The following is a 24002-nucleotide window of genomic DNA, read 5'->3' on the forward strand; positions in this document are numbered from 1 at the left end:
TATTATTATCTTTGTCAGAAACCACATCGCATTTGAAACTAAAAATCAACACCACAAAACTCTTAAGGCGTATTGCAATAACTTTTATTTCGATATTGGTTTTTGTTACCCTGTTGATCCTAAGCTTAAGACTTCCAGCCGTTCAGAACTTTATTAAAGACAAGCTTATTGTCTACCTTGAGAAAAAAATCAAGACCAAAGTAAGCCTTGAAAAAGTCTATATTGGATTTCCCAATAGTCTTGTGATGGAAAATCTGTATCTCAAAGGACAGGATGTTGATACTCTTTTGGCTGTAAAAAAGCTGGATGTAGGTTTACATATGCTCAAGCTCATCAATTCTACTGCAGATATTACCTCTGTAGATATGCAGGGAGCTCACGCTCATGTTGTCAGAAAACCCGATGGTAAATTCAATTTTGATTATATTATTGATGCTTTTGCTACCACCGATAAAGAGGAAAGCTCTTCCAAGCCTTTCATTATTTCCCTTGATAAAATTAATTTAAAAGATGTAGGGGTCACTTTTAACGATCAGCAGTCGAGAAATGACATTAGCCTTTATTTTAAATCTTTTGATACGAGAGTTAAAAAGTTTGATCTCACTAAAAATACCTATGCTGTCAATGATATTAACCTTGATGGTTTAAAATTAAAACTGAAGCAGGGCCTTGTAGAGGAGGTTTCTAAAAAAGTTGAGAAAAAGGTAGATTCACTCAACGAAAAAAAGCCTATGAATATTGGGCTGAGAGGAATTAAACTGACCAATTTCGACGTTGATTACGGGGACGAAAATACCAAAACCTTTGCTAAGGTTATATTTAAAGAACTTAGTACGAAAGTCAATAAAATTGATCTTGAGAATAACGATTACAGCGTTGCCAATGTATTTTTATCCGGAGCGGATATTAATGCCAACCTTTATCTTCCGGCTCAGAATGCTAATCCAAAAAAGGAAAAGGAGGCTGAAGTGTCCAAAGTTTCAGATCAGGATAAAGCCATGAAATTGTTGTTAGGAAAACTTGTTCTTAATGACGTAAAAGCGATCTACAATAATACAGCAATTGCTGCTACCAAGCAGGGAATGGATTTCAACCACCTGAATTTTTCAAAAATGAATGTTGAAGTGAGAAGCTTCAAAATGGAAAACAATACGTTTGCAGGAACAGTAAATTCTGCAGAAGTTCAGGAAGCCAGAGGTTTGAATATTCAGAAATTCAATACAGATTTCGTGTATGGAGAGAAAGAAGCTTACCTTAAGAGTCTTTACCTTCAAACTCCAAAAACTCTTTTGCGGGATGAGGTAATCCTGAATTATAATTCCATTGACCAGCTCACTTCAAATCTGGGTGCTGTTAAAATTTCAGCTAACATTAAAGATTCAAAAATCGGGTTTTCTGATATTTTAAACCTGGTTCCCACTTTAAAAAACACCGTTCCTTTCAACAAGTATCCGAATGCTATTTTAAATGTTAACGCCAATGTAAAAGGGAGTGTCAATGATCTTTTTATCCAGGATCTCAAAGTGTCAGGATTGGATCAATTGAGAGTCGTGGCATCAGGAAAGATCAAAAATGCAATGAATCCCGACCAGTTGTATTATGATGTAAGAATCGGAGAATTTTCTTCCAGTGCCAAAACAATCTTCAATCTTGTGCCTAAAAATACAATTCCTTCCAATATTTCCCTTCCTTCGCATTTCAGCGTTAAAGGAAATGCAAAAGGAACGACAAAAGTAGTGAGCACAGATCTCAATCTTTATTCTACACTTGGAAATGCAGCAATCGTTGCAAATGTTGATATGCGTAGAAAAAATCATGAATTGTACGATATAAAAGCCAATCTTCAGGGAGTACAGGTGGGAAAAATCATTCAGAATAAAGACATTGGCCCCATCACAGCTCAGATTTCGGCAAAAGGAGAAAGTTTTGATTTTAAAAATGTCAATGCAGATGTAAAAGGACATGTTGCTTCAGCTGTCTATAAAGGTTACCGATACCAGAATATGAATCTAACCGGGAAAATTAACAAAGGTGTTTATCATATTGTTTTAGATTCAAAAGATCCGAATGCGAATTTACAACTGACCGCTTCGGGTGTTTATAATGAAAAAAATCCTACGGTAAAAGTCAATGGAGAAATCATTAAACTGGATGTTAACAAACTGGGCTTCTATGATAAACAGATGATCATTGCCGGAAAAATTGATGGTGACTTTAGCAGTTTAGATCCTAATAATCTGAATGGCTATGTAAACCTTAAAGATTTTGCTTTTTCCGATACCAAAGAAGTGTATCCTGTACAGGAAGTCAATTTAAAAGCCTCTTCTACCAATGACTCCACACAGATTGTATTCAATTCTCAAATTGCAGATGTAGAGTTAAAGGGAAAATATAAACTCACACAGATCTTCGGAGCTTTAACGCAGACGATCAATCAATATTACCAGTTTCAGAAACCGGATAAAACAAAGAAAATTGATCCGGGACAGCATTTCAACTTTCTGGCAAAAATTAAGAATGATGATCTTATCAGAAAATTTGTTCCTGATCTGAAAAGTTTCGAGACTATTAATCTGACAGGAAATTATGATGCAGATTCTCAGAAAATTGAGATTGACGGACAGATTCCCCAGTTGCTATATGGTGAAAATTCCATTGAAAATGCAGCTCTTAAAGTGACCAATGAAAATCAGGCATTACAGTACAACCTTAATGTAGCCGCTCTGAAAAGTTCAAGCTTAACTTTAAAGAAAATCAATATTGGTGGAGATGTTGCCGATAACACCATCAATTACAACGTGAGTACGAAAGATGATAAAGATGCCACCCGGTTCCTTATTGCAGGAAATGCAAAATCACTGAACGACATTACAGAAATATCATTGAATCCCAATGGGCTAAAACTTAATTATACCGATTGGAATGTTGCCGAAAATAATAAAATTCAGATCAGCAATAAAGGGATTTTAGCAGACAATTTCATCCTTTCTAATGGAGGAAGCGAAATTTCTCTTCAATCTGAGAATGACAACCCTAACAGTCCTTTGAATGTTTCTTTGAAAGATTTCAAAATAGAAACCATTACAGAACTTATTAAAAAAGATACGGTTCTGGCGAGAGGGACAATTAATGGTACAGCTCAGCTGAGGGATGTGATGAAAAAGATGACCTTCACTTCAGATTTAAATATTTCAGACCTGATTGTCTACGGAAGTCCCGTTGGAAATCTTGCTGTCAAGGTGAACAATTCTTCATCGAATCTTTTAAATGCTGATATCGCTCTTTCCGGAAATAATAATGATGTAAAAATCCTTGGAGATTACAATACCTCTTCAAGCACCTTTGATCTGAATATGGCTATCAATCAGCTTCAGATGAAAAGTATCCAGGGCTTTTCCATGAATGCAATCACCAATACGGAGGGATATCTTTCCGGGAATTTAAAAATCACAGGCAGTTCGGAAAAACCCAATATTTTAGGAAAAGTAAAATTTAATGATGCAGGTCTTGAAATTGCAAAAACAGGAAGTGATTTCAGAAAACTCAATGATGATATAGACTTCACAAACCGTGGTATTGAATTTAATAAGTTTAAGATCAATGATAAAGACGGAAATGCTCTTGTTGTAGATGGAGAAGTACTTACGCAGACCTATAGAGATTTTGCATTTAATCTTAATGTGAATGCTAAAGATTTCAAAGTGGTCAACTCTGAGAAATCCAATGATGCCATGATGTATGGTGTTCTTGCTATTGATGCAGGGCTTCGTATCCGCGGAAACCTTGATTTACCAAAAGTAGACGGAAGATTAAGCGTTGCTGACAATACTGATTTTACCTTTGTACTTCCTCAATCTACCCCATCTTTACAGGAAAGGGACGGGATTGTAGAGTTTATTGATCAGGATCAGGTGGTTCTCAATAAAACGGTGAAGGCAGACTCTCTTAATGCGCAGAGCCGCATCAAAGGAATGGATGTAAGTGTGAATATTGAAGTAAGCAAAGAAGCAAAAATTTCACTTATTATAGACAAAGCCAACGGGGATTTTGTAGAGCTTCAGGGCGAAGCAGAGCTTACCGGAGGAATTGATCCATCAGGAAAAACCACATTGGTAGGGGTTTATGAAGTAGAAAAAGGAAGCTATGATCTTTCTGTAAGCTTTCTGAAACGTAAGTTTGACATCCAGAAAGGAAGTACCATCACCTGGACAGGCGAGCCTACAACGGCTGTAATGGATATTACCGCAGTTTATAAAACTGAAGCTGCTCCTATTGACCTTGTAGAACAACAGGTAGGTACTGACGGAGGAGCATCCCTGATCAATCAGTTTAAACAGAGAATACCATTCAATGCTTTATTGAAAATGAAAGGTGAGCTCTTGAAACCTCAGCTTAGTTTTGATGTTACCACGGAAGAAAAAAACAATTCTGTATCCACTAATGTAAAAGATATTGTTGATCAGAAACTGGCCCAGCTCAGAACTCAGGAATCTGAATTGAATAAGCAGGTATTTGCTTTACTTCTCCTCAACCGATTTATTGGAGAAAACCCTTTTGAAAGCGGCGCTGGAATGTCTGCAGAAACCATGGCAAGACAGAGTGTGAGTAAAATCCTCTCCCAACAGCTGAATAACCTTGCCGCCGGACTGATTAAAGGGGTTGATCTTAATTTTGGACTTGATTCTTCAGAAGACTATTCAACAGGGCAGAAAAACACCAGAACAGACCTTAATGTAGATATCAGTAAAAAACTGTTGAATGATAGACTGAAAGTAACGGTAGGAAGTAATTTCGGACTGGAAGGCCAGGCCCGTCAAAATGAAAATATGACCAATATTGCAGGAAATGTTTCTGTAGATTACAGTCTGTCTAAAGACGGCAGATATATGCTTCGTGCTTACCGTAAAGATGAATATCAGGTGGCTCTTCAGGGGCAGATCATAGAAACCGGAGTAGGATTTATCATTACATTGGATTATGACAAATTCCGGGAGATTTTTCAAAAATCTAAAGAGAAAAAGCCAAAAAAAAATCAAAATAACCAAGTGGTAGAATTTAAATAATGGGTAAAACATTTCATACATATTGCAAATATCTGTTTGTTTCCGGGCTTTCATCGGTAGCTCTCTCCTGCAGTAATACCAAGTATTTGAGAGAGGGGCAGATGCTCTATACGGGTGCAGAGGTAAAAATCGTAAACGACACTATTTCAAAAAAAGAAAAAAAAGATCTCCAGTCAGCACTGGAAGCCAACCTTACCCCAAAACCCAATTCTACATTCCTGGGGCTTCGTCCAAAATTATATTTCTATAATATAGCCAAAGAGCCCAAAAAAGACAAAGGTTTTAATTACTGGCTTAAATATAAAGTGGGTGAAAAACCAGTACTTTTAGGCGATGTAGACCGTGAGTTTAATAAAGATATTATTGAAAACTATTCTGAAAACAAAGGATATTTCAATGCACGGGCAACCTATGATACGGTTTCAAAGAACAAAAAAGCACACGTCATTTATACGGTAAAGCCCGGTGCCAGATATATGATTGAGGGCGTAAAATTTCAGAAAGATTCTACCCTCGTTAATCAGGAAATTCAAAATTTAACCCATAAAACTTTTCTTAAAAACGGAAGGCCGTTTGACCTGGATGTCATCAAAACTGAAAGGGAAAGAATTGATAATGGTTTAAAAGAAAGAGGTTTTTATTACTTCCATCCTGATAATATCATTGTACAGGCAGACAGTACTGTAAATAAAAATCATAAGGTTGAACTCAACGTAAAACTTAAAGATAATACTCCGGATCTAGCCACCCAACAGTTTAGTATTGATAAGGTGATTGTGTTCCCCAACTATAACATCCAGGATGTAAAAGATGGGAAATACAGTATCCCGATGGATAAAGACTCCCTTTCTAAGTATGCTTTCGATGATATGTATGTTATTGATCCGCAACATAAATTTAAACCTAAAATCTTTGACCGTGCTTTATACTTTAAAAAAGGGGATCTGTATAACCGTTCCAACCATAACCTTACGCTAAACCGGTTAATAAGTCTGGGTGTTTTCAAATTTGTAAAAAATGAATTCATTGTAGCTGATTCATTAGGTCATCAATTTGATGCCTATTATTTACTGACTCCAAGACAAATCCAATCTCTTCGTCTGGAAGCATTAGGAAGAACAAACTCAGCAAACTACGCCGGTAGTGAGCTGAATCTAAACTGGACACACAGAAATTTTTTCCGTGGAGCTGAACAATTTAAAGCTGCTATTTATGGAGCTTTTGATTTTCAGATGGGAGGACCTAAAGATGCCAATAATATTTTCCGCGGAGGAACCAATGTACAGCTTTCCATTCCAAGAATTGTAGCTCCTTTCCGTTTCCACTCTTCCAGCGAATTTGTTCCACGAACTAATATTACATTGGGGTATGAATTCCAAAACAGATCGCAATATTATACCCTTAATAATTTCACAGCCTCATTTGGGTACTTGTGGAAGGAAAATGCCAGAAAGGAACATGAGTTGAAAGTGATTGATATTACTTTGGTTTCCCCGCAAAAGGTTACTGCTGTTTATGACTCAATATCTAAAATAAATCCGGCAATGGGAAGAATTGTTCAGAAGCAACTTATTTTCGGACCTACCTATTCTTATACCTATACGAATACAATGCTTCCCAGAACCAATACATTTTACTATAAAGGGACACTTGATCTGGCAGGAAACATTACAGGACTGGTTACCGGAGCCAATGCAAAAAAAGATAAGCAAAAAGAAATTTTCGGAATTCCTTTCAGTCAATATGTTAAGATTGAAAATGACCTGAGGTTCTATCATAAATTTACCGAGAAATCCTCACTGGCAACAAGGGTAATTGCCGGAATTGCTTATCCATATGGAAATTCAGAGTTTATTCCTTTTTCCAAGCAGTTTTTCTCAGGAGGGAGTAACAGTATCAGAGCATTCCGTGCAAGAACATTAGGACCGGGAAGTTTTGATCCCAGAACTTTAAAAGAAGGTGCCTATTTTGATCAGTCCGGAGATATAAAACTGGAATTTAATGCCGAATACCGTGCTAATCTGTATAAATTTCTGAATGCTGCCGTTTTTGTAGATGCCGGAAACATATGGCTGATCAATAGTGATAAGGATAGACCCGGTGCCAAATTCTCAAAAGATTTTTTAAATGAAATTGCTGTGGGAGCCGGAGTTGGTCTGAGACTTGATTTTTCTATCCTGATCTTAAGATTGGATTTAGCCATGCCATTGCGGGTACCTTATTATGAAAAAGGAGACAGATGGGCTTTCGATAAAATTAATTTCGGAGATCCAAGCTGGAGAAAAGATAATCTTATTTTAAATATTGCCATCGGATATCCATTTTAATATGATAAATAATATAAAATTTTTCTGGGAGGTTTTAAAGGAAACATTTACAGAATGGAACAGTTCTTCTGCGTCAAAAGACTCGGCAAGTCTGGCCTATTATGCCATCTTTTCTATCCCGGGATTATTAATTATTATTATCTGGGTATTGGGAAACTTTTTCGGTGAAGAAGCTATACGTGGACAGATAAGTACTCAAATCAGCGGCATTATGGGACCTGACGTGGCCAAAAGTATTGAAGGGATGCTGGCGGGAGCCCTTATTGATAAAAAAAACATTTTCATGAAAGCTGTAGGAGTAGGCTCTCTTGTTTTTGGTTCTACAACCCTTTTCTTTCAGCTTCAGCATTCCCTAAATGCACTTTGGGATGTAGAAGCTGCTCCTAAAAAGGCACTACTCAAATTTTTACTGGACCGGGCCAATTCTCTGGGAATGATTCTTATCCTAGGATTTTTGCTGATGATCACGATGATCTTATCTTCTCTGATCAGTCTTTTTAATAAAATCATTACGCAATATTTTGGTTTTGAAACTTATATGCTTGTAGAACTGGTGAACTTTGCTGTAGGTTTCGGACTTGTCATGCTTTTGTTTGCCCTAATGTTTAAGGTTCTTCCTGATGTACTGATCTCCTGGAAATCTGTATGGAGAGGTGCTTTTTTAACAACAGCTCTATTTACATTAGGAAAATTTCTACTAAGCCTTTATTTCAGCCAGGTAAAACCAACCTCCACTTTTGGAGCTGCAGGAACCGTGATTCTGATTATGATGTGGATTAATTATTCCTGTATGCTGATATTTTTCGGGGCCAAATTCACCAAAGTCTACACATACAAAAAAGGATACAAGGTGGTTCTTTCCAAGCATGCAAGATGGAGTGCTGCGAAACTATACGCAGATAGCCTTAAGCAGATGCATGGTGAGAGTGGTAAATTGTAGGATAGATATAATTGGGGTACGGGATACGAGGCACGGGGTTCGTGATGTAAAATTTTGAGGGGTAATTCTGTATAAAGATTTCTGATCCTATCTTATATATTAAAAAAATGCCTCCTGAAATTCAGGAGGCTTATTATTTTCTACATTCTGTTTACGGTTCCGATTCCCAGAAGCGCTAAAGACTTTTTAATGGTCTTGGCTGTAAGGTCTGAAACATTCAGACGGAATTGTTTTATATTTTCATCATCCTGAATCAGGATGGGATTATTCTGGTAGAAAGAGTTGTATGCTTTCACAAGATCATATACATAATTGGCTACTAAAGCCGGGCTTAGTGTTTCTGCTGACTTGGCTACTACAGTTTTAAAGTTGGTCAACTGCATAATCAGTTCTTTCTCAGATTGATTGAAAACTACATCAGCTGTGTCTTTCTGGATATAGTCCGCCTTAGATAACAATGACTGAATACGTGCATAAGTATACTGGATAAATGGCCCTGTATTTCCATTGAAATCGATACTTTCGGCAGGATTGAAAAGCATTTTTTTCTTAGGGTCTACTTTTAGCATAAAATATTTCAATGCTCCAAGTCCTACTGTTTCATAAGAAGCTTCTTTATCTTCTTCTGAAAGAGTTTCCAGTTTCCCAAGCTCCTGAGCCTTAGATTTTGCAGTTTCATACATTTCCTGCATCAGGTCATCAGCATCTACTACAGTTCCTTCACGAGACTTCATTTTACCTTCAGGAAGTTCTACCATTCCGTAAGAAAGGTGATACAGCTGGTCTGCCCATTCATATCCCAGTTTCTTTAAAATCTTAAATAAAACTTGGAAGTGGTAATCCTGCTCATTTCCTACGGTATAGATCAGCTTCTTGATATCGCTTTGTTTAAAACGTTCAACGGCAGTTCCTAAATCCTGTGTCATATAAACGGATGTACCGTCAGAACGTAATAATAACTTCTGATCAAGTCCCTCATCCGTAAGGTCACACCACACAGAACCATCTTCTTTTTGATATAAAACTCCGTTATCCAAACCTTGCTGAATAAGATCCTTTCCTAACAGGTAAGTATTGCTTTCATATTGAACCTGGTCAAAATCAACACCTAATCTTTTATAGGTTTCATTGAATCCTTTGTATACCCAGGAATTCATTTCTGCCCAAAGATTTCTCACCGTTTCATCTCCATTTTCCCAGTCTAAAAGCATTTGTTGAGCTTCCTTGATCATTGGAGCCTCTTTCTTTGCCTGTTCTTCTCCTACTCCCTGACTGACAAGATCTGCAATTTCTTTTTTGTAGTTTTTATCAAATTCCACATAGTAGTTTCCTACAAATTTATCTCCTTTAGTATGAGTGGTTTCCGGTGTTTCACCATTTCCGAATTTCTCCCAAGCCAACATCGACTTACAGATATGAATTCCTCTATCGTTGATAATTTGCGTTTTGATCACATCATAGCCTGCTTCTTTTAAGATCTGAGCTACAGAAAATCCTAATAAATTATTTCTGATATGTCCCAAGTGTAAAGGCTTATTGGTATTCGGGGAAGAATATTCTACCATTACCGTAGCATTTTTCTTTTCTATGGTTGAAAAACTATTGCTTACGGATCTGAAGTTATCCACAAACAACTGATTTATAACTTTAACATTCAAAAAACCTTTTACTACATTAAAGCTTTCAAATAAATCTGATTGTTCCGTTAAAGCCTCTCCCAATTCAACTCCAATGCTTTCCGGATTTTTCTTTAATTGTTTTACCAACGGAAAAGTAACAATGGTAAAGTCACCCTCAAATTCCGTTTTATTTTCCTGAACTTCCAGCTTAATGTCTTTTAATTGATATACATTTAAAATAACCTCTGAAAGTTTCCCTTCTATAATATCTTTAATATTCATGTGTATATATTACTTTTTTAAAGGCCACGTGGAATAGCCTTACTTCATCTCAAAAATTTGAAGTACAAATTTAGTGAAATAAAAAAGACAACCCTATATACCAAGATCAGAGAGTTTCAATTATTTAATTTATTTTTCACATTATTACACTGAAAAGCAACAAATTATCGATAATTTTCATATATTTATTTTACTAATTAAAACAAAATATATCATGAAAAATTCAAGAAAAATCTCTAAAACAGAACTTAAAAAGATCAATGGAGGAAATGCTCCCTGCTGCGAACCATGGGGAACCTGTCCTGATGGCTACAGACAATGTCAAGCCTGGGGCGCCTGCTTACCATTCTCAATAAAGTGCAAAGGTGAATAAAAATAAAAAAAGAGGTCTTTTGAGACCTCTTTTTATTGTATACTTAAAAAAACCGCATTTCGGCGGTTTTCCAATAGATCTTTTTCTAAGACTCATACCATGTCATTTTTAGACATACTCTTCAACGTTTAATTTTGTTGAATACTGAGTTAGTATTAGAAGATAATTCATTTTTTTTAGATTACATTAAGGACATTGTCCAGCTGGATAACAGCTTTTTGTTTTATGATCCCAACATCCACCAGGACCAACACACCACTCAGGTGCAGCCCCACCCAGAATTGTTTTTAATTCTTGTGTTGACATTTTTTTCAAATTTTTCATATTATTTATTTTATTGTGAACTTAAATATAACAATAATTCATCATAAAAAGAAATATTTTTTTTATTAAAAAAATCATTTTAAGAATCTAAAATACAAACTTATAAAAACAAAAAAAACCGCCCGAAGGCGGTTTCTTAATTTGAATGGCTTTATGTGTATGTTGGTTCTATTTATTGATCCCACCACACTTTTGAAGTATTTTTATCTTCAGCCGGTGATAGTCCTTGAACACCTTTTAAATAATTGGAATTATTAAAATTAACCTCTTCTATTGGATACCTTATTCTTCTTGGAATGACTCCACCGTTTACTGCACTTGGTGCAGGTAATAAAGCAGGATAACCTGTTCTTCTAAATTCAGCCCATGCATCAAAACCATTCATAAATAAAGCAATCCATTTTTCTTCACCAATTACTCTTTCTGCACCAAATGTTACGATATCAGCTACCCTAGCACCGGCATATGCAGCTGCATTGGGAGTAATTTTAGTTCCACCAAAAGGATTTGATGATCCCGATGGATTAGCATTTAGCACATAATGGTCGTCCAGCGTATTATAATTTAAGATAATTCCTTTACTTAGTACATTACTAACAATTTCACCTGTCCAACCTTTCGCGGCAGCTTCAGCTCGGTTTAAGTATGTATACCCTGCAGTCATTAGATTAATAGGAGAACTATTACTTCTAAATTTCACATTAACTGTAGTGACACCTGAGGTAGAATAACCAGCAGCAGCTAAATCATTAGAATTATAACCATACGGTAATCCAACTGCTGACATCGTTCCTGAATTTGCATATAATGTCAATCGTGTATCAGGTGTATGATTGGATGTTTTATTAAAAATATTACTAGAACCTTTCAGAGATTCCACTAATTCTCTGGAAATTCGATAATCAGCTGATCTAAAGTCAGAATAAGGGTTAGGATATGAATTTGTTGGCGAAATAGTAAACCAGGCTTCATCAGCTACCGTCTCTATAACCCCTGCAGAATTAGATAGAGCAGAATTAAACTCTGTGGCTGCATACCCTGTTGCTGATGGATATTTTTTAGATAATTGCAATGTAGCCTGAAGCAATACCGAATTAGCTAGCTTTTTCCATTTATTTACATCTCCATAATATAAAATATCACCTATAGGACTTGTTGAAGAAGAATTTAACATATCTCTCCCACTTTTCAAATCTGCAATAATTGACTCATATACAGTTTGTTGCTTATCATATTTTGGAAGAAGGATACCTGACGTTGCCTGTGTTGCCTCTGAAAAAGGGGCATCACCATAAGTATCAGTTACTCTTTTCATTATGATTGCTCTAAAAATCTTAGACACCCCAATCATATTTTCAGCACTTCCTTGAAGTAATATTTCAGACGAAGGGTTGTTAGAATATGCAGAAATAATTGCATTTAAATTAGCAATTTGATTGGTATAGTATCTTCCCCATGTACCAGGAGTATCACCATAGGTTTGCTCCGTAGTGTAAACAACCTGTGATTGATATTGAGAAAATAATACAGGCATCATCAAGTAAGCATTACTACGTTCACCTGCGTTTTGTCCAAAATTCATAATAGCACCAGCCAATAAAGACTTATAATTAGCTGTATATATTCCATATTGATCTTTGTTAAAATCTTCAGCATAATTTTCATCATTACAAGAAACTGTAATGCCGATTAATAAGGAATAAAAAACTATTTTGTTTAATTTATTTAAAAGTTGTTTTTTCATTTTTTCCGTTTTTAAAAATTGATTTTAACATTAACTCCAAAACCTCTGGTTGAAGGCAATTGTCCATCTTCTCCAAAATTTTGAGAAAGTTCAGAAGGATCAAATCGATGTTTATTATCTTTCGACACTGTAATAAGCCATGGATTTCTTGCTGTTATTCCAAAGGACATATTCGAAATTCCTGTGTTTGCAAAAATTGATTTAGGTAATTGATAATTTAAAGCTATCTCTCTAAGCTTAATATAACTGGCATTATGAATGAATGGTTCTGCAATTCTATTTGCATGAAACTGCTTATAATAAGTACTGGCTTCCACATACATATCTACTGGTGCTCCAGTATTGTTTACACCAACCACCCGAACACCTCCTCCATCTGCAACTGCATCTCTCACATTGTGTCCCCTGTCGTTCATGGCAGCAGTTTCTTCTAGCAAGCCACCTGCATTACCCCATTGTTCCGAAAGTGAGAAAAATTTACCTCCTTTTTGAAAATCAATTGTGAAACTTAGGCTTACCCCTTTATAACTAAATGTATTATAAAAACCTCCTGTAAACTTAGGTAATATACTACCAAAAGATTTGTTAGGTTCATATTCATAAAGCCCAGCTGCGTTTATTACTGCATTGCCATTTAAATCTCTTTTAATCCCTGTACCATAAAGCTGCCCCCACTCTAATCCTTCTTTCTGAAGTATAGAAACATAAGAAAACGAATTAGCATCGCCATACTGGATAGATTCAAGGTTCTCATTCACTTTTGAAACGGTTGATTTATTTCTCGCCCAGTTAATTGAAGTCGTCCAACTAAAACCATCTTCACTTCTAAATACATCTCCTGAAAGAGCTAATTCAATTCCTTTTCTTTTAGCATTCGCTGAATTTATTAAAATATCTAATTTCCCGCTGGAGGAAGGCAGTGTAACGGGAATAGGTTCATCTTTCCTTGTTTCATTATAATAGGTAGCTCCAAAAGTTAATCTATTTTTTAAAAATTTTAAATCTATCCCTATTTCTTTATTATCATTAATAGCAGGTTTTAAACCTTTATCTATAATTCTGGTTGGAAACCATGCAGTCTGGTACAAATTACCTCCAACAGCTAATGGCTGTTTTCCATTTCTATACTCTGGGTTAGTAATATTAGCTGTTAAATCAGCAGGAATTTTTGCAATACCTGCTCTTAGCTTAAAGTAGGTTACCACATCATTTTTAGGAAGCAGATTGTGTAATAGGATACTGGTTCCTATCGAATAACTGACAAATGAATTATCACTATTTAAGTATGCTGAGTTAATATCATTTCTTACAGATCCATCAATGAAATAAGTATCTTTAAAACCTATTGAGGCCATCCCAAATAAAGATTTATATTGCTGTTTATAAGCATATGGATCTGCTATAATAGGAATATTTGTATTTTTAAAATCAAATACATCCGGCGTTAAAAGCCATTGTGTAGTCCCCGTGACATCCATTTCCTGAGAATTACCTTCCCATTTTCTATTAGTAATATTAGCCCCACCAATAGCAGTAAAATCAAGTTCACCAAATTTCTTTTGATAGGTCAAACGCCCCTCATACTGATCTTCAGTATACTGAGTATCTCTTACACCAAAACCATTAAGTAATGTTAAATATCCTTGTGGAGTTGAAGACCCTGTTCCCGACCCATTCTTAGCTAAAGAATTAGGCATAAAATATCTTTTAGTTGATTTGTTCTGAGTTCTTGAAAAAGAGACTCTGGCTGTTAAACCGTTTATTATCTTATATGACGAGGCGACAGATAATAATAAGGTATTTCTGTCTGTATAGTTTTTATAATTTTTCATCCATGTGTATGGATTAACCCAAAATGCAGGTTTCGCTGTAAAGGTATTTGGCGCATAACTTTCAGGACCCCACCAATTCCAGCTTGCATGATAACCTTCCGGAGTCTGTAAGTCTTGCAACTCCTTCAATTTCTTCATATCAAGATCTCTTCCGAACCATTGATTGAATGAACCTGAGGTCTGATTACTATAACCATCATCAAGCTCTCCAGTAACTCTTCCGTCAGAAAAGTTTACAATTGCATCAACAGACAACCGATCATTAAATCTATAATTACCATTAAAGTTTAGATAATTTCTTTTTAAGGAAGTATAGGGAGTGATTCCATTTTGATCTAAATTAGTAAAGGACAATCTTGCTGTGAATGCATCATCACCTCCGGCAATAGAGAAGGAATTTTTATATGTAAGGGCTTTATCATAGAAGTCCCTAACATTATTGGGATGGGATTCATATTTTGCTGTTTGTCCAAAATATGGACTATCTTTCCACCATGCATACCAAGGAATATAATCTTGACCATCCATTCTTGGTCCCCAAGATTCATCTACATAATTATTGTCCCCTGCTAAATACCTTTTCCCATTGAATACCGCCCATTCTGCCGGCATAGACCCGGGATCAAATACAAAAGTTTTAAAAGATGAATTACCTTCTGCTCCCTGGCCATATAAATTTTGGTACTTCATAGTTCTTGCAACTATATCTACCGTAGTAGTAGAATTCAACTCTATATTCAGTTTACCTTTACTTCCTTTTTTAGTAGTCATCACAATAACACCATATTGAGCTCTTACTCCATAAAGAGATGTTGCATTTGGCCCTTTCAGTACGTTCACTGATTCAACAATATCCATATCGATGGTATTGGGATCAACTATTACTCCATCCAATACATAAATAGGATCAGCATCACTTAGCAAACTTACAGCTCCTCTTAATCTCAGCTTTCCTGTTTCACCCAGTTTAGATCCCGCTTGTCCATTTAGCTGTACGCCTGCTACTTTTCCTGCAATAGAATTTTTAACATCGACATTTTGTGTTAGGTTTAAATCTTTAGCTTTTACTGTTTGATTAGCATAAGAAAGAGACTTTTCTTCTCTTTTAATTCCAAGTGCAGTCACCACTACACCCTCAATCTCTTTAGTCTGCGTGGTGGTATCATTTTTCTTCTGTTGGGCATTTACAATAGCAACGGATGAAGATAATACTACTACGAGTAGACTCGTTGTTAGTTTTTTCATAATCAAATTCAATTTTGTATCCGTACAAATTTGTAAAACCTTCTAAACAAGTCAAAGAAAAAAAATTAAAAAAATACAAAATGCTCAATATAAAACGATAAAACATGTTTATTAATTAATATTTTAAGTTAAAATCCTAATTAACAAACAATAAAATAAAGTTTCTTATATATATTTATCAAAAATTGAATTTTATAAAATGATTTCAAATATCTACCTCTTAAATTGCCATAAAAAAAACACAACAGACCAAAAATCAATAAAAAATCAACAATCATTTAGCAAAAAATGAGAGTACCCCCCTACCACTAATTGTTTAATAATGAAAAAACAATCCCTATTATTAAATAAAAAAACCGCCAAAAGGCGGTTTTGATATGAATGTTAACTGAATGTGTATTATAAAATATATTTACAATATTAATTGGTATCCCAGATTAATTTTGTATTCATTTGATCTCCACCAATAGAAGCAGAAGCTGCCTGGTAGTTCGCCGTATTTAACGTCTGAACTGTTGTTGGATAGAAGATTCTTGTTGGTACATCTGTTAATCCTGCAATAAGCGAAGTAAACGTGTATGTTGTTTGTCCAGCTGCAGAAGGTACATTCAAGTCAGCTGTTTGTCCAGGTAACAATAATGTATTAGGATATCCTGTTCTTCTGTATTCTGACCAAGCTTCGTTAGGCTGCATAAATAATGCTACATACTTCTGGTTCATTACATTAGCTTTGCTAGCTGCCGGAAGAGCTGCCACAAATGTATCAATATCAGTAGTAGGAACACCCCATCTTTCCATAGATGCTCTAACTCCTTTTTCATAATGATCTTGTGACCATCCGTTAGCTTCAGCTAATAAGAACTCTACTTCTGCATACTCCATAAAGATCTCAGTATAACCAGGCTTTAAAACACTTTTACCGAAGTAACTTGATGAAGCCGCCTGGCTTGTAGCCAAGGTAGTTGGTACTCCATATGGCATTCCTTTGATCTGGCTGATATCTGTAGCTTCAACCATATTCTGAGCTCTGATATTAGATGCTTTTACAGAAGTTGGAGAAGCATATTTGAAGATTCTTGGATCCACTCCAAAATTACCTTTTTCTCCTTTAAGCAACTGTACGAAAGTTTTCGAAATAGCAAAGTCTGATCTTTCAATATAGGTTGCAAAGAACGGAGATGGATTCACTAAGTTATTTTCGTATGTTAATCCAACAGTATCATCATTAGATGTCATTACTCCTGAAGCAATAGCATCAGCAATATGAGCTTCCGCTCCTGGAATTACTCCTTTTACTCGGGTTGCAATTCTTAATCTCAGTGAGTTCGCAAATGTCTTCAATTTTGCAGGGCTACCAAACAATTGATCTCCATCTGTCAGGATAACATCCTGAGTACCGTCGATCATTTCAGAAGCCTCTTTAAGCTCTTTTAAGATGTCTGCATATACTTTCTTCTGAGTAGCAAATTTAGGCTGTAAATTCGCATCAACATTTAATGCCTGGAAATCTGCATCTTTATTTCCATAAGACCAATATGGAATATCTCCGAAAGCATCTGCTAAATTAGCAAATACATAAGATAACATAATTCTGGATGCTGCAATCTGGTTCGCGTTAGCTCCATAGTTAGCCATTTGAGCCTTAGTAGCCGGATCAGTATTCAGATCAATGATCTTTTTATAATCCTGAGCCACATAATAGGTTCTTGTCCATAATTGTGTACCTGTAGTAAGTCTGTATTGGTATCTGTCTTCTTCAGTATACTGTCTTTGTGCTGAATATTGAATAAACGGCAACATCATTCTTCCTGACACCCAACCATCTCTTGTAAAGTCCATGTACTCTTTGTTCCCATTGTTGAACAACCCTGTTGGTAACGGATTCTCCGTAGAGTTTGGATTGGTATCTATTTCTTCAAATTTATCTGCACAGCTATTAAGAGCGAGAGACAAACCTGCCAGTGTTAGTATTGAAAATATCTTTTTCATTGTGATTAAAATTTAAAGTTTACATTAACTCCGTATACCCTTGTAGATGGTAACGAACCTCCTTCTATTCCCTGAATATTTCCTGATCCATAAGCTGTATTTTCCGGATCAATTCCTTTATTAGCTAAATTCCAAGCAAACAGGTTTCTTGCAAAAGCAGATACTCTGATTCCCTGAATAGAATTCCCAATGAAAGATTTTGGTAAATCGTAAGATAATGTAACATCTCTTAGCTTAATGTAGCTTGCATCAAAAACGTTTTGTGCATCAACAGTGTTATAATATGATTTCCCCCATGTTGTTGCATCTAAATGAATGTCATTTGGAGTACCATCTTCTTTAACTCCCGGAAGGGTAATTCCAGCTTCTCTGTTTCCTCCAAGTGCAGACTCTTCAAGCATACCTGAAGACATCCCCCACATATTAGTTGTTGAGAAGTATTTACCTCCCTGCTGAACATCAATTAAGAATGACAACCCGAAGCTCTTATACTTAAATGAGTTTCTGAATCCCATATTGTAATCAGGCAGTACAGAACCTAAAGGCTTAATTTCAGAAGCTTTATAACGACCTGTAGCATCTACTACTTTATTACCAGCAGCATCATATACATAATCAGTTCCTAAGATTACTCCGTAAGAATATCCTACCTGAGCAGCAAGCTGTACTCTGAACGGTGCAGTAGTTAAGATATAATTCTGAAGACTTCCTTGTAGATCAACAAGTTTGTTTCTGTTTCTTGTAAAGTTCCAGGTAAAATCCCATGAGAAATCACTGCTTCTGATAGGCGTAATATTTACCATAGCTTCAATACCTTTGTTGGTCATTTCCCCGGCATTGATTCTCTTGAATCCATATCCTGTAGCCGGATCAATTGGCAATGGAATAATCAAATCCGTAGATTTTACGTCATAATACGTAAAGTCAAATCCAAATCTGTTTTTAAAGAAGTTCATTTCCAAACCGATCTCTTTTGTAGTCTTGATCTCTGGTTTGATCATTGGCTCCCCTTTAGTGTTAGGCATAGAGTATACAGGGCTTCCTCCAAACGGAGTCTCTATCGATGCATACGTTCCTCTGATATAAGGATCTGAACCTCCTGCAATTCTTGACCATCCTGCTCTTAATTTACCAAAAGAGATCCAATCTACATTAGCAATTTTAGAGAACACGAAACTACCGGTTACGGAAGGATAAAACTGATCTTCATTAAGCATAGAGAACCAGTCATTTCTTCCTGTTCCTTCTAAGAATAAAAAGTCTTTATATCCTAATGAAACGGATGCAAATACACTTCGTACTCCTAAATGGTAAGAAGCGTTAGATGCACGTGGAGCTTCCTTACTATTAGCAAGGTTATATAAGCCAGGGATAATTAATCCTCCTACAGATCTACCTTCTAAAATATCCCATTTACGATCCATAATGTTGAATCCGGCAAATGTATTTAAACTGAAATCACCGAAATTATCGTTATAGTGAATTCTACCTTCGTAGTTGAATTCAGAGTTATTTCTTTTCTGGATAGTATATCCTGATTGTGCTGCTGAACCTACAGCAACTCTTGATCTGATCTGCTGAGAATATGTATCTCCATATACTTTTCCTGAAACATATACCTTCTTAGAGAAATTATAGGTTAACCCTGCATTTCCAAAGAATCTGTGTCTGCTATCATCAGAAGTATTTTCATAAATAGTCCAGTATGGGTTATCTGAGAAGTTAGGAGTACCATCATCCCAAGCAGTTCTGTTCCAAGATCTCTGCATTCCGTTAGCCAGTTTATAATCTTTCAGTTCTGAAAAATCTAACTGTCTTTGTCCCCACTGATAAAATTTCTGTGCTACTGAATTATCTCCATATCCTTGTTCCGGTCTGTTGAAACCTGCTGTATGTACATAATTGAAAACAGCATCTGCCTTAAGGTTGTCTGATAATTTTGAGCTAACATTTAAACTGAAGTTATCTTTCTTAATCTCTGAATTAGGAACAATACCATTAATTTTAGTATTGGTATAAGATAATCTTACGTTGGTATTCTCAAATGATTTAGAAACTGAGAAGTTATTGGTATATGTAGTTCCCATTCTAAAGAAATCATCAACATCTTTATTAGGAGCTACCCATTTTTTCAGTTTCATATAATCATTACTGAACTCAGGGTCAAATGAATTCCAACCTAAATATAATAAATTAGGATTGTATCTTGGCCCCCAGCTTTCGTCTGTTCCGAATTCTGTAATATTATAGGTCTGACCATTAATATCTGCTGTAGGAAGTTCAGATTCTAAACCACCTCCATATTGAGTTTGTAATTTGGGTCTGATGTAGATTGATTCAAAAGATACACCTGTATTAAGTGTAACTTCTGTTCTACCTTTTTTAGCTGATTTTGTGGTATAGATGATCGCTCCGTTACCCGCTCTATATCCGTATAGTGCTGCTGCAGGACCTCCCTTCAAAACCGTTACACTTTCAATGTCATCCGGGTTGATGTCAAAAGTTGCATCTCCGTAATCTCTACCTCCTGCTCCTCTCTGAGTATCTACACTGTTAACGTTTGAGTTATCTAAAGGAATCCCATCAATAACAATTAAAGGTCGGTTTTCTCCGGTAACCGAACTAATACCTCTCATGGTAATTCTGGTAGAACCTCCCATGGAAGAAGGTGCTGTAACCTGTACCCCCGCAACATTTCCCGACAATGCACTTACAGCATTAGTTTGCCCTGCATCAGAAATAAGGTCCCCTTTGATTTCTTGAGAGGCATATCCAAGAGCTTTCTTTTCTCTCTTAATACCTAATGCAGTCACCACTACACCCTCAATCTCTTTAGTCTGCGTGGCGGTATCATTTTTCTTCTGTTGAGCACTTACAATAGCAACAGATGAAGACAATACCACTACAAGAAGACTCGTTGTTAGTTTCTTCATATCAAATTTAATTTTGTATCCGTACAAATTTGTAAAACTTTATTAACAACACAAAATAAATTCTTAAAAAATTATTAACTGTTCAAAATTTTTCAAATAAATAAACACAAAAATTATTAAAATACGTTAAAATTGTTTTTTTTAACAAAGATTAAAAAAAAATTAAACATTTTTCTTTCAAAAATACTAACGATTATCATTATTGACATTATCTATGTAAATTTAAAATATCAAAATCACATAAGATACTGTAAATAAATAATATACATACAAAAATAACCTTTAAAAGAAGCAATAACTCCAACAATACAATGTATTGCATATTATTTTTTTTTATCTTAAAAATCGAAAAAACATTCTACAAACCGCGAGCAACAAGCTACAACCGTAACAAAAAATCACAAAAATCATAAATAAATTAACGTAACAAAAGCACCAATATAGTACCATTAAGTAAAATTGTTTTTAGGTTAAAAAAAAGCAATTTTAAACCCTCTTGACAAATCATAAAAATCATATTATTATCGATCATTTATTTTAATTCATGAACTTAAAAATGATTTATTTTCAGAATTTCAAAAAACAGATGAAACCTCTGTTTAATAGGTTTGTTTTTGCTAATTTTACAGTCTTATGTCGGATATAAATACACAATTATTACATAGGTGGTCAGATGCTTATATTGAAGCAGGATGTGACGAAGTAGGACGAGGTTGTTTAAGCGGACCAGTGGTGGCTGCTGCAGTAATTTTAGATGATAATTTTAAGCAAAATTTGGTTAATGATTCAAAAAAATTAACCTTTAAAACAAGAATGGAGCTGGATACTTACATCAAGGATAACGTAAAAAACTACGCTATTGCTGAACTACCTCCTTCATTCATTGATGAACACAACATCCTCAATGCCAGCATCCATGCCATGCATTGTGCCCTGGACAAATTAACGATCACTCCTGAGCTTATTTTAGTAGATGGCAATAAGTTCCATCCTTATAACTTCATACCTCATCAGTGTATCATCAAGGGTGATTCAAAAGTTCTGTCTATTGCCGCCGCTTCAATACTTGCCAAAAACTACAGAGACAGATTAATGATAGAGCTGCATGAACAGCATCCGGAATATGGTTGGGATACCAACTTTGGATATGCCACAAAAAAGCATCAGGAAGCTTTGATAAAGCATGGCCCTACAAAACACCACAGACAATCATTCCGATTAAAATATGATTAAAAGCAATCTTCAATGAATTACATTCAATGATAGCCATAAAAAAAGAGAAGCAGTTAAACTGCTTCTCTTTTTTGTAGTCCTATATAATATAAGACTATTTCTTTTTATTTCTTTGCTGCTCCTGAGCTTTTTGCTGGTCCTGAGCTTTCTCCATCATTTCTCTCATTCTCTTCTGGAATTTACCTTCCGTTTTTGGCTTTTCTTTATTAGCCTGAATCTGAGCATGAATTTTCTTCTCATCCAGAATCACATACTTAATCACCAGGATAATTAGGATGTTGATCGCATTCGATACAAAATAGTACCATGAAAGACCGGACGCTGAAGTGTTAAGGAAGAATAGGAATGTAATTGGGAAAATATACATCAACACTTTCATGTTTGGCATTCCCTCCTGCTGAGGCTGCTGCATATTTCCTGAAGTCATCACCGTATAAATCAAGATAACAATAGTACATGCCAATGCAAAAATACTCAAGTGATCTCCCAGGAAAGGAACTTTAAATGGTAGTTTAATCAAATCATCATAGGCTGTCAAATCTTTTGCAAACCAGAATCCCTGACCTCTCAAATCAATAAAGTTCGGGAAGAAACGGAATAATGCATAGAAAATTGGAATCTGAACCAACGCAGGCAAACATCCCGCCATCTGATTCACTCCGGCTTTTCTGTAAACCTCCATAGTAGCCTGCTGTTTCTTCATAGGATCCGCATCTTTCAGCTTAGCATTCACCTCATCAATTTCCGGACGGATTACTTTCATCATTGCACTCAACTTATGCTGCTTATACATAATTGGAGACAAGATTAATTTTACAATAATGGTCATTAGGAAGATTACCCAGCCTGCTGTTAATCCCCAATCAGCAATTAGGTTATACATCGGCATAAAGAATCCACGGTTCATCCATCCGATAAAAGACCATCCTAATGGTAAAATCTCATCAAAGTTTTTATCATAAGATTTCAGTAATTTCAGATCCAGTGGCATAAAGTACCAAGTGAAATCTTGGTTTAATTCACTTCCCGTCATCTGAACAAAACCTTCATAGTTTAATTTTTTCAGATACTCACCCTCTTCAATTGACTCCTGATTTCCTTTACTCTGTGTGAAACCATTTTTAGCCTCAATAACAGAGGTGAAAAACTGCTGCTTTACACCAATCCAGTTAAGGGTTTCTTTTTCCTCCTCCATTGTAGTTCTTCCATCATAATCATAATCCTTATAATTATTGAAAGCATAAGAGAATTCTGAGTGAGACTGCTCCTGAGCTCTACCTTTTTCTAAGTTTCTTACACTATAATCCCAGATAAAGTCTGCTTTATTGTCAGAAGTAATTTTAGAAAGTCCCTGTGTTCTTACTTTAAAATCTAAAGTATATTTGGGAAGTAAGGTATAAATAAACTGAATAACGGCTCCGTTATAATCAGCTGTTAATGTTACTACGTTTCCATTGACAGCAGGAGCAAAAACTAAATCTTTAGTGTTGACAACCTTTCCTGTTTTATCTTTAAACTGGAATCCGTAGTTTGAGTTATTTTTATTGATCAGATAAAGCGGAAGATCTGCCTGATCTGTTTTATGATCATATGCTTTGTATTCTGAAAGCTGTACTTTAGAAACCTGTCCTCCTAAACTTGAGAATTCAACATTCAATTCTTTGTTAGACAAACTTGCTGTCTGGATGGAACCAGGAGTTACATTTGGATTGATATTACTTGCCTGAGTTTGTTTTACCGGGTTTTTAACCTGTTCAGTTTTCTGCTGCTCAGCTTTTAACTGCTCTTCTTTCGCCTGCTTGTTCTGGAAATAGAACATAAAGCCGAAGAGAACCAGGCATAAAACCGCGAAACTAATCATTTGCTTCTTATCGATTCCGTTGTTTTGTTGCATTTTATTTTATATTAAAATTTTAAACTTAGGATGTACCTTTATATGTACATAATTTTGAGCTGACAAAAATACTGTTTTTTTATCAAAACTCTATGCTTTACTACGTTACTATATAATAAACTCAAGCTGAGAATAATCAGCCTGAGTTTATAGTAAGACGTTTATGATAAAATTTTACCTTATTTCTTTTTATCCGGACATTTA

Annotated in this window: 12 protein-coding genes; 5 read left to right on the top strand and 7 right to left on the bottom strand. The window is 35.5% G+C overall.

The genetic code is table 11. The annotated features are described in order from the left end of the window. Positions 1-32: 32 nt before the first annotated feature. The 3 genes from JML65_RS17160 to JML65_RS17170 are packed head-to-tail and all read left to right on the top strand — an operon-like array spanning position 33 to position 8330. Positions 33-5063, top strand: a complete 5031-nt coding sequence (locus JML65_RS17160; RefSeq protein WP_202271539.1) for a translocation/assembly module TamB domain-containing protein — start codon at positions 33-35, stop codon at positions 5061-5063. After that, positions 5063-7390, top strand: a complete 2328-nt coding sequence (locus JML65_RS17165) for a BamA/TamA family outer membrane protein (protein WP_202271540.1) — start codon at positions 5063-5065, stop codon at positions 7388-7390. Before JML65_RS17160 ends, JML65_RS17165 begins: the two co-directional genes overlap by 1 nt. Before the next feature lies 1 nt (position 7391). Then, the gene (locus tag JML65_RS17170) at positions 7392-8330 is read left to right on the top strand and encodes a YihY/virulence factor BrkB family protein (protein WP_202271541.1); all 939 of its coding nucleotides are present in this window, start codon (positions 7392-7394) and stop codon (positions 8328-8330) included. A gap of 140 nt (positions 8331-8470) precedes the next feature. On the opposite strand, the gene argS is transcribed toward JML65_RS17170, so the two are convergent. After that, entirely contained in the window at positions 8471-10231 is a 1761-nt protein-coding gene (gene argS, locus JML65_RS17175) for an arginine--tRNA ligase (RefSeq protein WP_047493313.1), read from the bottom strand. A 214-nt stretch (positions 10232-10445) separates the two neighbouring features. Here argS and JML65_RS17180 point away from each other — a divergent pair, with 214 nt between their 5' ends. After that, complete coding sequence (locus tag JML65_RS17180) at positions 10446-10604, top strand: bacteriocin-like protein (RefSeq protein WP_156126093.1); 159 nt, start codon at positions 10446-10448, stop codon at positions 10602-10604. A gap of 186 nt (positions 10605-10790) precedes the next feature. Here the strand turns inward: JML65_RS17180 and JML65_RS17185 are convergent, their stop codons facing one another. The 5 genes from JML65_RS17185 to JML65_RS17205 all read right to left on the bottom strand — a co-directional run bounded on the left by JML65_RS17185 (position 10791) and on the right by JML65_RS17205 (position 20671). Next, a complete protein-coding gene (locus JML65_RS17185; protein ID WP_179140040.1) occupies positions 10791-10928 on the bottom strand; it encodes a bacteriocin-like protein in 138 nt (45 codons plus the stop codon). 172 nt (positions 10929-11100) lie between these two features. Next, the gene (locus tag JML65_RS17190; protein WP_202271542.1) at positions 11101-12672 is read right to left on the bottom strand and encodes a SusD/RagB family nutrient-binding outer membrane lipoprotein; all 1572 of its coding nucleotides are present in this window, start codon (positions 12670-12672) and stop codon (positions 11101-11103) included. An 11-nt stretch (positions 12673-12683) separates the two neighbouring features. Further along, positions 12684-15749 carry a SusC/RagA family TonB-linked outer membrane protein gene (locus JML65_RS17195; RefSeq protein WP_202271543.1) on the bottom strand — a complete coding sequence of 1022 codons (3066 nt, stop codon included), beginning with the start codon at positions 15747-15749 and terminating at the stop codon, positions 12684-12686. A gap of 420 nt (positions 15750-16169) precedes the next feature. Then, positions 16170-17738, bottom strand: coding sequence for a SusD/RagB family nutrient-binding outer membrane lipoprotein (locus JML65_RS17200; protein ID WP_202271544.1), 1569 nt, complete (start codon positions 17736-17738; stop codon positions 16170-16172). A 5-nt stretch (positions 17739-17743) separates the two neighbouring features. Next, the gene (locus JML65_RS17205) at positions 17744-20671 is read right to left on the bottom strand and encodes a SusC/RagA family TonB-linked outer membrane protein (RefSeq protein WP_202271545.1); all 2928 of its coding nucleotides are present in this window, start codon (positions 20669-20671) and stop codon (positions 17744-17746) included. A 633-nt stretch (positions 20672-21304) separates the two neighbouring features. Between JML65_RS17205 and JML65_RS17210 the strand changes: the two genes are divergently transcribed. Further along, positions 21305-21904, top strand: coding sequence for a ribonuclease HII (locus tag JML65_RS17210; protein ID WP_202271546.1), 600 nt, complete (start codon positions 21305-21307; stop codon positions 21902-21904). A gap of 94 nt (positions 21905-21998) precedes the next feature. Here the strand turns inward: JML65_RS17210 and yidC are convergent, their stop codons facing one another. Continuing rightward, positions 21999-23798 carry a membrane protein insertase YidC gene (gene yidC / locus JML65_RS17215; protein ID WP_047493288.1) on the bottom strand — a complete coding sequence of 600 codons (1800 nt, stop codon included), beginning with the start codon at positions 23796-23798 and terminating at the stop codon, positions 21999-22001. Positions 23799-24002 lie beyond the last annotated feature (204 nt).

The organism is Chryseobacterium sp. KMC2, assembly GCF_016756935.1.
In the GTDB taxonomy this organism is placed as follows: Bacteria; Bacteroidota; Bacteroidia; order Flavobacteriales; family Weeksellaceae; genus Chryseobacterium; species Chryseobacterium rhizosphaerae.

Excerpts from the sequence above, each read along its gene's own strand:
- JML65_RS17210 (WP_202271546.1), top strand. The coding sequence starts at position 21,305 with ATGTCGGATATAAATACACAATTATTACATAGGTGGTCAGATGCTTAT.
- JML65_RS17165 (WP_202271540.1), top strand. The coding sequence starts at position 5,063 with ATGGGTAAAACATTTCATACATATTGCAAATATCTGTTTGTTTCCGGG.
- JML65_RS17200 (WP_202271544.1), bottom strand. The coding sequence starts at position 17,738 with ATGAAAAAGATATTTTCAATACTAACACTGGCAGGTTTGTCTCTCGCT.
- argS (WP_047493313.1), bottom strand. The coding sequence starts at position 10,231 with ATGAATATTAAAGATATTATAGAAGGGAAACTTTCAGAGGTTATTTTA.
- yidC (WP_047493288.1), bottom strand. The coding sequence starts at position 23,798 with ATGCAACAAAACAACGGAATCGATAAGAAGCAAATGATTAGTTTCGCG.
- JML65_RS17180 (WP_156126093.1), top strand. The coding sequence starts at position 10,446 with ATGAAAAATTCAAGAAAAATCTCTAAAACAGAACTTAAAAAGATCAAT.
- JML65_RS17170 (WP_202271541.1), top strand. The coding sequence starts at position 7,392 with ATGATAAATAATATAAAATTTTTCTGGGAGGTTTTAAAGGAAACATTT.
- JML65_RS17190 (WP_202271542.1), bottom strand. The coding sequence starts at position 12,672 with ATGAAAAAACAACTTTTAAATAAATTAAACAAAATAGTTTTTTATTCC.
- JML65_RS17185 (WP_179140040.1), bottom strand. The coding sequence starts at position 10,928 with ATGAAAAATTTGAAAAAAATGTCAACACAAGAATTAAAAACAATTCTG.
- JML65_RS17205 (WP_202271545.1), bottom strand. The coding sequence starts at position 20,671 with ATGAAGAAACTAACAACGAGTCTTCTTGTAGTGGTATTGTCTTCATCT.
- JML65_RS17195 (WP_202271543.1), bottom strand. The coding sequence starts at position 15,749 with ATGAAAAAACTAACAACGAGTCTACTCGTAGTAGTATTATCTTCATCC.